This window comes from Labedella gwakjiensis (genome assembly GCF_003014675.1).
GTDB classification, from domain to species: Bacteria; Actinomycetota; Actinomycetes; order Actinomycetales; family Microbacteriaceae; genus Labedella; species Labedella gwakjiensis.
In genome coordinates, this window is the sequence record NZ_PYAU01000001.1 from 413,718 (window position 1) to 427,776 (window position 14,059).

General features: G+C 67.5%; 12 protein-coding genes. 5 read left to right on the forward strand and 7 right to left on the reverse strand.

Annotation, left to right across the window (positions count from 1 at the left end):
• Positions 1–50 precede the first annotated feature (50 nt).
• Positions 51–3,932: a DNA-directed RNA polymerase subunit beta' gene (gene rpoC / locus CLV49_RS01905; RefSeq protein ID WP_106562025.1), complete on the reverse strand. Its 3,882-nt coding sequence runs from the start codon at positions 3,930–3,932 to the stop codon at positions 51–53.
• Positions 3,933–3,989: 57 nt separating this feature from the next.
• Positions 3,990–7,481, reverse strand: a complete 3,492-nt coding sequence (gene rpoB / locus CLV49_RS01910) for a DNA-directed RNA polymerase subunit beta (RefSeq protein WP_106562026.1) — start codon at positions 7,479–7,481, stop codon at positions 3,990–3,992.
• A 308-nt stretch (positions 7,482–7,789) separates the two neighbouring features.
• On the opposite strand from rpoB, the gene CLV49_RS01915 reads away from it, so the two are divergent.
• The 4 genes from CLV49_RS01915 to CLV49_RS01930 all read left to right on the forward strand — a co-directional run bounded on the left by CLV49_RS01915 (position 7,790) and on the right by CLV49_RS01930 (position 10,371).
• A complete protein-coding gene (locus tag CLV49_RS01915; RefSeq protein ID WP_106562027.1) occupies positions 7,790–8,650 on the forward strand; it encodes a spermidine synthase in 861 nt (286 codons plus the stop codon).
• Positions 8,651–8,740: 90 nt separating this feature from the next.
• A complete protein-coding gene (locus CLV49_RS01920; protein WP_106562028.1) occupies positions 8,741–9,265 on the forward strand; it encodes a tetratricopeptide repeat protein in 525 nt (174 codons plus the stop codon).
• Between the two features lie 78 nt (positions 9,266–9,343).
• A complete protein-coding gene (locus tag CLV49_RS01925) occupies positions 9,344–9,841 on the forward strand; it encodes a SprT-like domain-containing protein (protein ID WP_106562029.1) in 498 nt (165 codons plus the stop codon).
• Positions 9,838–10,371, forward strand: a complete 534-nt coding sequence (locus CLV49_RS01930) for a DUF1697 domain-containing protein (protein ID WP_106564818.1) — start codon at positions 9,838–9,840, stop codon at positions 10,369–10,371. Before CLV49_RS01925 ends, CLV49_RS01930 begins: the two co-directional genes overlap by 4 nt.
• Before the next feature lie 14 nt (positions 10,372–10,385).
• On the opposite strand, the gene CLV49_RS01935 is transcribed toward CLV49_RS01930, so the two are convergent.
• Positions 10,386–10,799 (reverse strand): VOC family protein, encoded by a 414-nt coding sequence (locus CLV49_RS01935; RefSeq protein WP_127054508.1) that lies wholly within the window; start codon positions 10,797–10,799, stop codon positions 10,386–10,388.
• 79 nt (positions 10,800–10,878) lie between these two features.
• Between CLV49_RS01935 and CLV49_RS01940 the strand changes: the two genes are divergently transcribed.
• Positions 10,879–11,484: a CGNR zinc finger domain-containing protein gene (locus CLV49_RS01940; protein WP_243696754.1), complete on the forward strand. Its 606-nt coding sequence runs from the start codon at positions 10,879–10,881 to the stop codon at positions 11,482–11,484.
• 13 nt (positions 11,485–11,497) lie between these two features.
• Here CLV49_RS01940 and CLV49_RS01945 read toward each other — a convergent pair whose 3' ends face one another.
• From CLV49_RS01945 to CLV49_RS01960, 4 genes are read right to left on the reverse strand one after another with little or no spacing between them, the layout of a single operon-like run.
• Positions 11,498–11,791, reverse strand: a complete 294-nt coding sequence (locus CLV49_RS01945; protein WP_106562032.1) for a DUF427 domain-containing protein — start codon at positions 11,789–11,791, stop codon at positions 11,498–11,500.
• A gap of 50 nt (positions 11,792–11,841) precedes the next feature.
• The gene (locus tag CLV49_RS01950) at positions 11,842–12,393 is read right to left on the reverse strand and encodes a hypothetical protein (protein WP_106562033.1); all 552 of its coding nucleotides are present in this window, start codon (positions 12,391–12,393) and stop codon (positions 11,842–11,844) included.
• 4 nt (positions 12,394–12,397) lie between these two features.
• Positions 12,398–12,856 carry an EVE domain-containing protein gene (locus CLV49_RS01955; protein WP_106562034.1) on the reverse strand — a complete coding sequence of 153 codons (459 nt, stop codon included), beginning with the start codon at positions 12,854–12,856 and terminating at the stop codon, positions 12,398–12,400.
• A 10-nt stretch (positions 12,857–12,866) separates the two neighbouring features.
• A complete protein-coding gene (locus CLV49_RS01960; protein ID WP_106562035.1) occupies positions 12,867–14,036 on the reverse strand; it encodes a DUF998 domain-containing protein in 1,170 nt (389 codons plus the stop codon).
• Positions 14,037–14,059: the final 23 nt, after the last annotated feature.

Here is a 14,059-nt window from a genome sequence, read left to right on the forward strand (position 1 = left end):
CCGAAGGGCCCCGGCGGATGCCGGGGCCCTTCGGTTACTGCGACTCGTGCCTAGCTGTAGGTGCCGGGCGTGAAGTCGTCGCTCGAGAAGCTGTCGAAGTCGACGAACGAGAGGTCCGCCTCACTGAACGCGCCGTCGTCCGCGAAGATGCGGTTCGGGTAGCGCTCGGCCTTCGCCTCCTCCGTCGCCTCGACGGCGACGTTGCGGTAGCGCTGGAGACCAGTGCCCGCGGGGATGAGCTTTCCGATGATGACGTTCTCCTTGAGGCCGACGAGCGGGTCGCGCTTGCCTTCCATGGCGGCCTGCGTGAGCACACGCGTGGTCTCCTGGAACGACGCGGCGGACAGCCACGACTCGGTCGCGAGGGATGCCTTGGTGATACCCATGACCTCCTGACGCGCCGACGCGGTCTTCTTGCCCTCGGTGAGCGTCTCGCGGTTGATCCGGTTGTAGGACGACCGGTCGACGAGCTCACCCGGGAGGAGATCCGTGTCACCGTGGTCCACGACAGTCACCTTGCGGAGCATCTGACGGACGATGACCTCGATGTGCTTGTCGTGGATGGGGACACCCTGCGAGCGGTAGACGCCCTGGACACCGCCCACGAGGTGCTTCTGGACCTCGCGGACGCCCTGCACGCGCAGGACCTCCTTCGGGTCCACGGCACCGACGTGGATCTTCTGCCCGAGCTCGACGTGCTCTCCGTCCTCCACGAGGAGGGTCGCACGCTTCAGCACCGGGTAGACGACCGGCTCGTCGCCGTTGTCCGGGGTCAGGATCACCTTGCGGCTCTTGTCCGTCTCCTCGATCGTGATGCGTCCGGCCGCCTCGGCGATCGGGGTCGCACCCTTCGGGGTACGGGCTTCGAAGAGCTCCTGCACGCGGGGAAGACCCTGCGTGATGTCGTCGGCCGACGCGGAACCACCCGTGTGGAAGGTACGCATCGTGAGCTGGGTTCCCGGCTCACCGATCGACTGGGCCGCGATGATGCCGACGGCCTCACCGATGTCCACGAGCTTTCCGGTGGCGAGCGAGCGGCCGTAGCAGGCAGCACACACACCGACGGCGGACTCGCACGTGAGGACCGACCGGACCTTGATCGACTCGACACCGGCGGCGACGAGCTTGTCGATCAGAACGTCTCCGACGTCCGAACCGGCCTCGGCGATGACGGTGCCCTGCGCGTCGACGGCGTCGGCAGCGAGCGAACGGGCGAACACGGAGTTCTCCACGTTGGCGTCGCGGACGAGCGTGCCGGCGGAGTCGAACGCCGCGATCGGCAGCTCGAGACCCTTCGAGGTCCCGCAGTCGTCCTCACGGATGATGACGTCCTGCGACACGTCGACGAGTCGACGCGTGAGGTACCCGGAGTCGGCCGTACGGAGGGCCGTGTCGGCCAGACCCTTACGGGCACCGTGCGTCGCGATGAAGTACTCGGCCACCGACAGTCCCTCGCGGTACGAGGAGATGATCGGACGAGGGATGATGTCACCCTTCGGGTTGGACACGAGTCCACGCATACCGGCGATGTTCCGGATCTGCAGCCAGTTACCACGAGCGCCGGAGGACACCATGCGGTTGATGGTGTTGTCGACGGGGAAGTTGTCCCGCATCGCCTTCTGCACGTCGTCGGTCGCCTGCGTCCAGATCTTGATGAGCTCCGCACGACGCTCGAGGTCGGTCGTGAGACCCTTCTCGAACTGCGACTGCACCTTGGCTGCCTGCTTCTCGTAGCCGGCGACGATCTCACGCTTGTTGGGGGGCGTGAGGATGTCGGACAGCGCGACGGTGACACCGGAACGCGTGGCCCAGTAGAAACCGGCGTCCTTGATGCGGTCGAGCGTGGCTGCGACCTCCACCTTGGGGTAGCGCTCGGCGAGGTCGTTGACGATCGACGAGAGCTGGCCCTTGTCCGCGACGGCGTCGATGAACGGGTAGTCCACCGGCAGCGCCTCGTTGAAGAGGGCGCGGCCCAGCGTGGTGGTGTGCAGGAACGGCTTGCCCTGCTCGAAGCCCTCGGGCGCCTCTCCCTCGCGGAAGTACAGGCCCTCGAGACGGATGCGCACCTCGGCGTTCAGGTGGAGCGACGCCTGGTCCTTCGCGAGGATCGCCTCGGCGATGCTCGAGAACGCACGTCCCTCGCCCACGGCACCGGGGGTGACGGTGGTGAGGTGGTGCAGACCGATGATCATGTCCTGCGAGGGCAGGGTCACCGGACGGCCGTCCGACGGCTTCAGGATGTTGTTCGACGCGAGCATGAGGATGCGCGCCTCGGCCTGGGCCTCGACGGACAGCGGGAGGTGGACGGCCATCTGGTCACCGTCGAAGTCCGCGTTGAACGCGGCGCAGACGAGCGGGTGGAGCTGGATGGCCTTGCCCTCGACCAGCTGGGGCTCGAACGCCTGGATGCCAAGACGGTGCAGCGTGGGCGCACGGTTGAGGAGCACGGGGCGCTCGCGGATGATCTCCTCGAGCACGTCCCACACCTCGCCGCGCGAACGCTCGACCATGCGCTTGGCCGCCTTGATGTTCTGAGCGTGACTCAGGTCGATCAGGCGCTTGATGACGAACGGCTTGAACAGCTCGAGCGCCATCTGCTTGGGCAGACCGCACTGGTGGAGCTTGAGCTGCGGGCCGACGACGATGACCGAACGGCCGGAGTAGTCGACGCGCTTTCCGAGCAGGTTCTGACGGAAACGTCCCTGCTTGCCCTTGAGCATGTCGGACAGCGACTTGAGCGCACGGTTGCCGGTTCCGGTGACGGGGCGACCACGGCGGCCGTTGTCGAACAGTGCGTCGACGGCCTCCTGGAGCATGCGCTTCTCGTTGTTGACGATGATCTCGGGGGCACCGAGGTCGAGCAGACGGCGGAGACGGTTGTTCCGGTTGATCACACGACGGTAGAGGTCGTTGAGGTCGGAGGTCGCGAAGCGGCCACCGTCGAGCTGCACCATCGGGCGCAGCTCGGGCGGGATCACCGGCACGACGTCGAGCACCATCGCGGCCGGCGAGTTGCCGGTCTGCACGAAGGAGTTGACGACGCGGAGTCGCTTGATGGCGCGGATCTTCTTCTGACCCTTGCCCTCGGCGATCTGCAGGTGCAGCAGCTCGGCCTCGGCCTTCAGGTCGAAGGCCTCGAGGCGCTTCTTGATCGACTCGGCACCCATGAAGGCCTCGAAGTACAGGCCGAAACGGTCCTGCAGCTCGTGGAACACGGCGTCCTCGGGCTTGAGGTCGCCGACCTTGAGGGTGCGGAAGTCCTCCCAGACGCGCTCGAGGTGGGCGATCTGCTCGTCGAACGACTTGCGGGCCTGCCCCATCTCCTTCTCGGCGGCGTCCTTCGTCTTGCGCTTCTGGTCGGCCTTCGCGCCTTCCTCCTCGAGAGCAGCGAGGTCGTCCTCGAGCTTCTTGAGACGGTCGGCGATACGGGCGTCGCGCTGGTCGCCGAGGGTCTTGATCTCGAGCCGGAGCTCGTTCTCGAGACCGGGCATGTCCTGGTGACGTGCCTCCTCGTCGACGCTGATGACCATGTAGGCCGCGAAGTAGATGACCTTCTCGAGGTCCTTCGGCGCCATGTCGAGCAGGTAGCCGAGACGGCTGGGCACACCCTTGAAGTACCAGATGTGCGTGACCGGAGCGGCGAGCTCGATGTGGCCCATGCGCTCACGACGGACGGAGGACTTGGTGACCTCCACGCCGCAGCGCTCGCAGACGATGCCCTTGAACCGGACGCGCTTGTACTTTCCGCACGCGCACTCCCAGTCACGGGACGGCCCGAAGATCTGCTCTCCGAAGAGGCCGTCCTTCTCGGGCTTCAGCGTGCGGTAGTTGATGGTCTCCGGCTTCTTGACCTCGCCGTGCGACCAACGACGGATGTCGTCGGCGGTGGCGAGACCGATGCGGAGTTCGTCAAATGTTGTTACGTCGAGCAATTCTTATCTCCTACGGTGAATCTTCTCGAAGTTCTACAGAGCGTTTCGTGACCGGGATCAGATCTCGTCGATCGACGAGGATTCGAACCGGGAGGAAATGTTGATGCCGAGCTCTTCCGCCGCGCGGAACGCGTCGTCGTCGGTGTCGCGGAGGCTGACAGCCGTGCCGTCGGCCGAGAGGACCTCGACGTTCAGGCAGAGCGACTGCATCTCCTTCATCAGGACCTTGAAGCTCTCGGGGATGCCGGGCTCCTGGATGTTCTCGCCCTTGACGATGGCCTCGTAGACCTTCACGCGGCCGAGGATGTCGTCGGACTTGATCGTCAGGAGCTCCTGGAGCGCGTATGCGGCGCCGTAGGCCTCGAGGGCCCACACCTCCATCTCACCGAACCGCTGTCCACCGAACTGCGCCTTACCACCGAGCGGCTGCTGGGTGATCATCGAGTACGGACCGGTGGAGCGGGCGTGGATCTTGTCGTCCACGAGGTGGTGCAGCTTCAGGATGTACATGTAGCCGACCGAGACGGGAGCCGGGAACGGCTCGCCGGAGCGACCGTCGAACAGCGGCGTCTTACCGGACGAACCGATGAGGCGGTCGCCGTCACGCGTGACGAGGGTCGAGTCGAGCAGACCTGCGATCTCCTCCTCCGACGCGCCGTCGAACACCGGGGTCGCGACCTTGGTCCGCGGAGCGGCCTCGCGAGCCACCTCCGGCAGCTTCTTGGCCCAGTCGGGGTTGCCCTCGATCTTCCAGCCCTGCTGAGCGATCCAGCCGAGGTGGAGCTCGAGGACCTGACCGAAGTTCATTCGACCGGGGATACCGAGCGGGTTGAGGATGACGTCGACCGGCGTGCCGTCCTCGAGGAAGGGCATGTCCTCGACGGGCAGGATCTTCGCGATGACACCCTTGTTGCCGTGACGGCCGGCGAGCTTGTCGCCCTCGGTGATCTTGCGCTTCTGGGCGATGTAGACGACCACACGACGGTTGACGCCCGAGCCGAGCTCGTCGTCGCCGTCCTCCGCGTTGAACTCCTTCACCGCGATGATCGTGCCGGACTCGCCGTGGGGCACCTTGAGGGACGTGTCGCGCACCTCGCGGCTCTTCTCGTTGAAGATCGCGCGGAGCAGGCGCTCCTCGGCCGAGAGCTCGGTCTCGCCCTTCGGCGTGACCTTTCCGACGAGGATGTCGCCGGGGCGGACCTCAGCGCCGATGCGGATGATGCCGCGCTCGTCGAGGTCCTTGAGCAGCTCGGGGCTGACGTTCGGGAGATCACGGGTGATCTCCTCCTTGCCGAGCTTGGTGTCGCGAGCGTCGACCTCGTACTCCTCGATGTGGATCGACGAGAGAACGTCGTCCTTCACGAGGTTCTGGCTGAGGATGATCGCGTCCTCGAAGTTGTGACCCTCCCACGTCATGAACGCGACGAGGAGGTTCTTGCCGAGCGCGAGCTCGCCGTTCTCCGTGGCCGGTCCGTCGGCGATGACCTCGCCGACCTCGACGCGGTCGCCGGCGTTGACGATGACGCGGTGGTTGTAGCTCGTGCCCTGGTTGGAGCGGTCGAACTTGCGCAGGTAGTAGGTCTGCGTCCCACCCTCGTCGAGCTGGATGGTGACGACGTCGGCCGAGACCTCGGCGACGACTCCGGCCTTCTGAGCCGTGAGCACGTCACCGGCGTCGATGGCGGCGTAGCCCTCCATACCGGTTCCGACGAGCGGTGAGTCGCTGCGGAGCAGCGGAACGGCCTGACGCTGCATGTTCGCACCCATGAGGGCGCGGTTCGCGTCGTCGTGCTCGAGGAACGGGATGAGCGACGTACCGACCGACACCATCTGGCGCGGCGAGACGTCCATGTAGCCGATGTCCTCGGCCGGCACGAGGTCGACCTCTCCACCGGTCTTACGGGCGAGGACGCGGTCCTCCGTGAAGTGACCGTCCGCCTTGAGGGGCGCGTTGGCCTGGGCGACGATGAAGTCGGCCTCCTCCATGGCGGTGAGGTAGTCGATCTCGTCGGTGACCTTGCCGTTCACGACACGACGGTACGGCGTCTCGATGAAGCCGAACGCGTTGATGCGGGCGAAGGACGCGAGCGAGCCGATCAGACCGATGTTCGGGCCTTCCGGGGTCTCGATCGGGCACATGCGGCCGTAGTGCGACGGGTGGACGTCGCGGACCTCGACGCCGGCACGCTCGCGCGAGAGACCGCCGGGGCCGAGGGCCGAGAGGCGACGCTTGTGCGTGAGACCAGCGAGCGGGTTGTTCTGGTCCATGAACTGCGACAGCTGGGAGGTTCCGAAGAACTCCTTGATCGCGGCGACGACGGGACGCACGTTGATGAGCGTCTGCGGCGTGATGGCCTCGATGTCCTGCGTGGTCATGCGCTCGCGGACGACGCGCTCCATCCGGCTGAGGCCCGTGCGGACCTGGTTCTGGATGAGCTCTCCGACGGCGCGGATGCGACGGTTGCCGAAGTTGTCGATGTCGTCGGTGTCGAGACGGATCTCGGCGGGCTTGCCGCTGCGGAGGCCGTTGAACGTGGACTCCTCGGCGTGCAGGCGGACGAGGTACTTGATGGTCGCGACGATGTCGTCGACCGTGAGCACCGAGTCGCTGAGGGGCGCGTCGAGACCGAGCTTCTTGTTGATCTTGTAGCGACCGACCTTCGCGAGGTCGTAGCGCTTCGAGTTGAAGTAGAAGTTGTCGAGAAGCGCGCGGGCGGCCTCTGCGGCGACCTGCTCGCCCGGACGCAGCTTGCGGTAGATGTCGCGGAGCGCGTCCTCCTTGGTGAGGATGGCGTCCTTCTCGAGGGTGAGCTCGATGGACTCGTAGCCCTTGAACTCCTCGAGGATCTGCTCGCTCGTGAGGCCGAGGGCCTTGAGGAAGACCGTGACGGACTGCTTGCGCTTGCGGTCGATGCGGACGCCGACCTGGTCGCGCTTGTCGATCTCGAACTCGAGCCAGGCACCGCGGCTCGGGATGACGCGAGCGGAGTAGATGTCCTTGTCGGAGGTCTTCTCCTGCTGGCGTTCGAAGTAGACGCCGGGGCTGCGGACGAGCTGCGACACGACGACACGCTCGGTGCCGTTGATGATGAACGTGCCCTTCTCGGTCATGAGCGGGAAGTCGCCCATGAAGACCGTCTGGGTCTTGATCTCACCGGTCTGGTGGTTCATGAACTCGGCCTCGACGTACAGAGGGGCCGCGTAGGTCTTGCCGCGCTCCTTGCACTCCTCGATCGAGTACTTCTCCGGCTCGAGGTAGGGGTTCGCGAACGAGAGCTGCATCGTCTCGCCGAGGTCCTCGATGGGAGAGATCTCCTCGAAGATCTCGTCGAGTCCGCTCTTCGAGGGCAGGTCCTGCCGACCCTCCGCCGATGCTTCGGCGACGCGGGCCTTCCAGGCCTCGCTACCGACGAGCCAGTCGAAGCTCTCGGTCTGCAACGCGAGCAGATCGGGAACGGTCAGCGTGTCGGTGATCTTGGCGAACGACAGTCGGGAAGCCCCGCGGCCGTTCTTGAGTGTGGTGGGAGTTGCGTTGCGCGCAGCAGCCAAGGAAATAACCTCCGTGGACCCCGTCAGGTCGTGTCACTGTCAGTTGATGAGGGAAGTCTCGCCGGACGCACAGAAAGGTGCACCTCGAAACCGCAGGGAAGCGGGATCATCGTGCACACGGGCCGACCGCAATATGAAGGCAGAGTGAAACGTCAGGGAGCGCAAAGGTCAATCATATGCGGAAGTTACCCCCATGTCTACTTCTCGGCTTGACCTTTTCCCGGAGTCTCCTGTATAAACGCCCACCCCGCTCCGGCATTCCCGTCGCGGCCGACGAGGACGACGGCCGCTGGCGGTAGTTTCGGGGGATGGACAATCCCCACGTGCGGCTCCAGGGCAGCGGCTTCCAGGCCGTGATCGAACCCGACCGCTTCGTCCCCGGCAGCTTCCAGCTCGTCGTCGACGGGACCCCCCAGTCGCACGTGAACCTCGAGGATCCGAGCGATCTGACCTTCGAGTACGTTCGACGCATCGGTCACGTCGCGGACCTCGTCGCCGAGCCCGGCGCCCCCATCACCGCCGTTCACCTCGGCGCTGGAGCACTCACCCTCCCCCGCTACGTCGAGGCGACCAGGCCGGGCAGCAGGCAGCAGGTCGTGGAGATCGAACGGGATCTCGTCGACTTCGTCAGGGAGCACCTCCCGCTGCCCAAGCGCGCGTCGATCCGCGTGCGGTACGGCGACGCCCGCGAGGTCGTCGGGCGGCTGCCGTCCGCATTGCACGGCGCGTGCGACCTCGTCATCGTGGACATCTTCCAGGGCGCCCGCACGCCGGCGCACGTCACGAGCGTCGAGTTCTACCGCGAGGTCGCCCGCCTCCTCGCCCCCGACGGCCTCCTGGCCGTCAACGTGGCAGACGGCCCGGGTCTCGCGTTCGCCCGCAGCCAGGTCTCCACCCTCTCCGCGGCTCTCGACCACGTGGCCGTGATCGCCGAGGCCCAGATCCTCAAGGGGCGCCGTTTCGGCAACCTCGTGCTCGTGGGTTCGCCGTCGGAGCTGCCCTTCGACTTCCTCCCCCGACTCCTCGCCGGAGGCCCACACCCCGCCAGAGCGGTGTCCGGTCGTGAGCTGCGCGAGTTCGCCTCCGGCGCACCGATCGCGACGGACGCGACGGCGACGGGCTCTCCTCCCCCGTCGAAGTCGGTCTTCCAGGTCAAGCCGGGTCGCTGACCGCAGGTCCGCGCCCGGATTCGGCGACGAATCTCCGACAGGCGGGAGGCGGTGCGGGGAGCAGCCGGATCGCCGCCTATCGTTGTGCCGGTGACGAACAGCATCATCCTCGGTTACGACGCGGCGACCCTCCGCGAGAAGGTCGATCTCCGCGCCGTTGGAGAGCGGCTGGACGAGCTCGGCGACCTCCGCAGCCTCACGGCGCTCTGCGAGAAGGCCTGGCTCCTGAAGGTCGCCGGACAGCTCGACGAGGCGCTCGACGTCGCGAACGAGGCCGTGCGACTCGCCCGCTTCACGGGCGATCGCAAGGAACTCGTGAGGCCTCGCCTCCTCCGGGCCCAGGTGCTCCAGTTCCGCGGATCGTACGACGACGCGATCCACGAGCTGAACGCCTGCGTTGACGAGGCCCACACCCACGAGTGGACGCTGTACGAGGCCTTCAGCCTGCAGCACCGCGGCAAGGTGTACTTCGACCTGGAACGGTTCGAGGAGGCTCTCGCCGACTTCCAGGCGGCCGCCGAGCTGCGCCGCGAGCTCGGCGCTCCTGACGAGCAGATCGAGTCGTCGCTCATCGCCATCGCGGTGACGGAATCGTACCTGGCCGACCGGGTCTGACCCGCTCGGAGTATCCGACCGAGGTGCCGGACGGCACGGCTGCGCGGTGATGTCGGTGGCTCGTTATAACGTGACTCCATGGCAGATCTCGCTCGAGTGAAGGTCTGGGCGGACGCGCTCATCACCCTCCACCTCGACCCGGCCGTGTGGTCCTTCGGGTTCGACAACGCAAAGAAGCGTGCCGGGCTGTGCAACTACACGGATCACCGCATCACGGTGTCCCGCTACCTCGCCGCGCGCTACGAGGACGACGAAGTGCACCAGATCCTCCTCCACGAGGTGGCGCACGCCCTCGCCGGCGCGTCCGTCGGCCATGGAGCGGAGTGGAAGCGCATCGCCGAGGAACTCGGGTACGAGGGGGCCCGCCTGCACTCCGGGCGCACCGCCGACGAGCTCGCACCCTGGGTCGGCACGTGCCCGAGCGGGCACACGGTCTATCGGCACCGGCGACCCAACCGGCGCAGCTCGTGCGCCGTGTGCTCCCGCAGCTTCGACGCCCGCTTCGAGATCGCGTGGCGCCGCCGCGAGATCACGCCGGCCATGCGCCGCAGCGCCGCCGCGTCGGCCCCGCTGTGAGCGCGGCGGACCTCCACGTCGCCCTCCTCCGAGGCGTCAACGTCAACGGCGTGACCGTGAGGTCTGCCCCGCTCGCCGCCGTGTTCCGCGACCTCGGCTTCGAGTCGGTGCGCACCGTCCTCGCGAGCGGCAACGTCGTGTTCGACGGTGGGCAGACGCCGGAATCGGAGCTCAAGGAGCGCATCGAGGGAGCGCTCGAGGACGCCTTCGGCTACGACGCGTGGATCGTCCTCACAAGCCAGAGCCGCATCAGCCGCGTCGTGGAGGGCTTCCCGTTCGAGGAGGTCGAGGGACGGCAGCCGTACGTCCTCTTCGGTTCCGACCCCGCGATCCTGGCCGAACTCGCCGGTTTCGCGCTCGCAGACACGACCGCGGACGCCGAGCGGGTCGTGCCCGGCGACGGGGTCCTCTACTGGGACCTCCCCCGAGGGTCGAGCACCGACACCGCTTTCGCGAAGCGCACCGCGCGCACGCGCTACCGCTCCAGCACGACCACCCGCAACCTCCGGACCCTGCGCAAGCTCCTCTGAACCGGCGTCCTCGGTCAGTCCAGGCAGAACTCGTTCCCCTCGGGGTCCTGCATCGTGTAGGTGGTCGGTCCGCGATCGCTCGTGATCCAGAGGAGCGTCGCGCCCTTGTCGATGAGCCTCTTCGACTCGTCCTCGCGGCGCTCCTCCGGCACGCGGACGTCGACGTGCACGCGGTTCTTCGACGTCTTCGGCTCCGGCACCTTCTGGAAGAACAGGCGGGGCCCTTCCCCCGACGGGTCGCTCGCCGCCGCCACGTCGGCGAAAGCGGAGCGTCCGTCGCGGACGATCACCTCTTCCGGCGCGAGCTGCCCGGTCGCGAGGAGGGAGTCCACGAACTCGGCGTGGTCTTCGACCTCATAGCTCAGAAGATCGGCCCAGAACGCGGCGAGCGCATGCGGGTCACTCGCGTCGAATGTCACCTGGATCATGACCGCTCCCGTCATCGGCTCCCGGCCGGGACCGTTTCTCGTAACCGACTATATTGGTTACGTGAAAGTCTCCTCAAGAGTGGATGTTCCGACCGGGCAGTGGTTCGAATCGGCCGAGGGCGTCAAGTGGTGGTTCGACAGCGGCTCGCTCGCGCTCGACTTCGCCTACACGGGTGGGCTCGGGGCTGCCGACGGACGGATCGACCACCCGTGGGAGTTCCTCCGATCGACGGCCGACCTCGACGACTGGCTCGGTGGGCGGATGCCGGCCGGACCCGCCACGGAGCGCGACGTCGCCGATGCCCACGCCCTTCGTGGCGCTATCACGCGGCTCGCTCTGTCCCGGTCTCGCGACCTCCCGCTCGCCGGCACGGACATCGACCTCGTGAATCTGTACGGCGCGACTCCCGACATCCCGCCTCGACTCGACGGCGGATCGCGCCAGGCCGGGCGGACGGAGCCACGCGCGGCTCAGGCGCTCTCGACGATCGCTCGCGATGCCATCGCGCTCTTCGACGCCGACGCGAGCGGACGCATCCGCGAGTGCGACGGCGAGGACTGCACGCTCGTCTACCTCGACACATCCCGCGGGGGCACCCGCCGGTGGTGCTCGATGCAGCGGTGCGGGAATCGCCACAAGGTGCGGGCCCACCGCGAACGGCGGGCCCGCGTCGATCAGGACTGACGAGTCGTCCGGCTCACGCCGAGACGGTGACCCGGGGGTCGAACGCCACGTAGCCGGCGAAGTCCTTGCCGACACGCTCCGCGGCTCCCGCATAGGGCTCGGGGTACGACCAGGCGATGTCGCTCGGACCGCCGGCCACGGAATAGTACTGGCACACGCCCTTCCACGGGCAGGTGTAGGGCGTCGGGCTCTCCTCGAGGCTCGCCCAGTCGATCGACGCCGGCGGGAAGTACCAGTTGCCCTCGATGCGGATGAGGTCGTCGTCCTCCGCCGTCGCGATCACACGGTCGCCGAGCACTGCCTGCATGAGTTCTCCTCTTGACATGGCCGGGCTGAGACGCGCGACCACACTCGACGCTACGCCGACGGAGCGCGCAGCACCACGGGGTGGTCGTCCGCGTCGATGACGGCCCGCTCCCGCACCTGCTCGACGGTGAGTCGGCCGGCTGCGACGAGCTCCTGCCCCGCGACCGAGGCCGTGAGCAGATGACCGACGGCTCCGGACAGTCCTGAGAACGCCGCGCACGCGACCGCCGCCTCCGGCGAGGTGAAGTCGATGCCGAGGGCGGCGAGGGCGTCGATGACGGCACCGGCGGCGAGGACGTCGGCCGAGCCGAACGAGCCGTCGGCCGACGCCGTGACGACGGAGATCGACACGCGTCGCCCGGTGGAGACCTGGTGGTCGAGGATCCAGCGCGCCACGGCACTCCGCGTGCCGAGATCCGCGGACAGGACGGCGGCGTCCGCCGAGACGGGTGCCACATCGACGCCCGCGGCCGCCTCACCGAAGGCATCGACCCGGACGATCACGTCAGCGTCTCCGATGCGTGCGAGGCCGGAGGGGCCGACGTCGAAGCGGACCTGGTAGCGGCCCTGACCGGCCGGGGGGAAGGCTGGAGGAATCGTCACCGGATCATCGTAGAGGAGAGCGCGGGTACCGTTCCCCCGGCTGGATCCGCATCGCCTGCTCGATGACCTCGAAGTCGTGACGGCTCAGTTCGAGGAACCCGGCGCGCAGCTGGAGGCCCCAATCGGCCGTGTGCCGCGTGAACTCGAGCACGTGGAGGAGGGGCCGGACCGGTGCGTCGGCGACATCGGCGCGGAAGTCCACCCGGCGACGCCACGGTCGCCATCCCGAGTCGACGCCGCCGACGCGATAGAGGTCATCGTCCGTGACTCGCCCGACGGCGGTGAAGGCGCGCACGGGATTCCCGTCCGGAAGGTCCCTCGCCGAGTAGAACGCGAGCCCGTCGGACTCGCGCATGCGGTCGAGGCCCTCGCGGCGCCCGAAGGTCAGCTGCGCGACGCCGTGCTCCACGGCGCGCCGGACGTGATCGCGGTGCGCCACCGCCAGCCAATACCGGATCGCCACGAGGCCGACCCTATGTCGTGGCCCGCTCCTCCGAGCGGAGGACCGCCGCGAGGAACCGCACGAACACCGCGATCCACCCGAACAGGATGATGTACGCGACGAGCTCGAATGCCGTGAGGTTGAAGTAGTTGAGCACGAAGTGGAGGAGGCCGGCTCCGACGAGAGCGAGGAAGAAGCCGGCCGTCACGAGGAAGAACTGCCAGGGCATCCCGCGCAGGAGCACGGGGGCGCTCACAAGCATCACCGCGAAGACGATGCTCGCTCCGGCGGAGAACACGTTGTGGACGACGACGCTCAGATTGATGGGGATGATCCCGATGCCCGCGAGCGCGATCCCGAGCAGGACGAACAGGGTCGAGACGGCGCTCGCGGTCCGCCGAGACCGGATGACGCCCCGATCGTGGAGGAGGCGCAGGTCACGATCCACGTAGAGCGCGAAGGTCGTGACGAGCACTCCCGCCACGATGAGCGTGACGTTGAACAGGCTGCTGCCACGATCGCCGAACGTGCCGAGGTGGCTGAAGTGGTAGCGCCACCAGTGCGGGTCGGTGGAGATCGCCATGCTCGCGAAGGTGCCGAGGGTCATGAAGACGACGAGGAGCTGCGACATGGTCACCGTCGTGAGCTTCGAGACGGAGAGGTAGACCGCGTAGGTGGCGAGCCCGGTGCCGACGGCGACGGCGGCGATGGCCGCGTATCCGTCGACGAGGAGGTCGCGGAAGCCCTGCTGCAGGATCGTGAAGGCGCCGAACGTCACGATCGCGGCGATCGCCACGTGCACGACCGCGACCGCCGCGGTGTCGACGATGAACTTCCACGACGGGAGCGTGAGACGCCACCGCTGCCCCGGCTGGGTCCGAGACCGCCAGTAGCCGGTGATGCTCGCAGCCAGGCACGCGACCGCGACCGAACCCATCGCGGCGGAACCCACGGACCATCCGCCCCAGATCGGCGTCAGCTTTCCCACGAACATGATGGCGGCGAACAGGGCGGCGAGCAGACCGGCGGCGAGTCCACCGATGGCAGCCTCCGTCTCCGTGCGGACGGGGGACTCGGACCGGGCGGGAGGGAGGCTCTGCGGATCCCATACGAGCGGCGCGTCCGGCGACGGACCGACGGCGCGGTCGCCGGGCGTCGCGTCGGAGTCCGTTCGCGGTCCTGCGGTCTGCTCGGTCGTCATCCATCCAGTGTAGGAAGCACACG

What these genes read in the sequence shown, in the direction of transcription:
- CLV49_RS01925 (WP_106562029.1), top strand. Translation starts at nt 9,344, where the DNA reads ATGGCAGATCTCGCTCGAGTGAAGGTCTGGGCGGACGCGCTCATCACC.
- CLV49_RS01945 (WP_106562032.1), bottom strand. Translation starts at nt 11,791, where the DNA reads ATGCAGGCAGTGCTCGGCGACCGTGTGATCGCGACGGCGGAGGACGAC.
- CLV49_RS01960 (WP_106562035.1), bottom strand. Translation starts at nt 14,036, where the DNA reads ATGACGACCGAGCAGACCGCAGGACCGCGAACGGACTCCGACGCGACG.
- CLV49_RS01935 (WP_127054508.1), bottom strand. Translation starts at nt 10,799, where the DNA reads ATGATCCAGGTGACATTCGACGCGAGTGACCCGCATGCGCTCGCCGCG.
- CLV49_RS01915 (WP_106562027.1), top strand. Translation starts at nt 7,790, where the DNA reads ATGGACAATCCCCACGTGCGGCTCCAGGGCAGCGGCTTCCAGGCCGTG.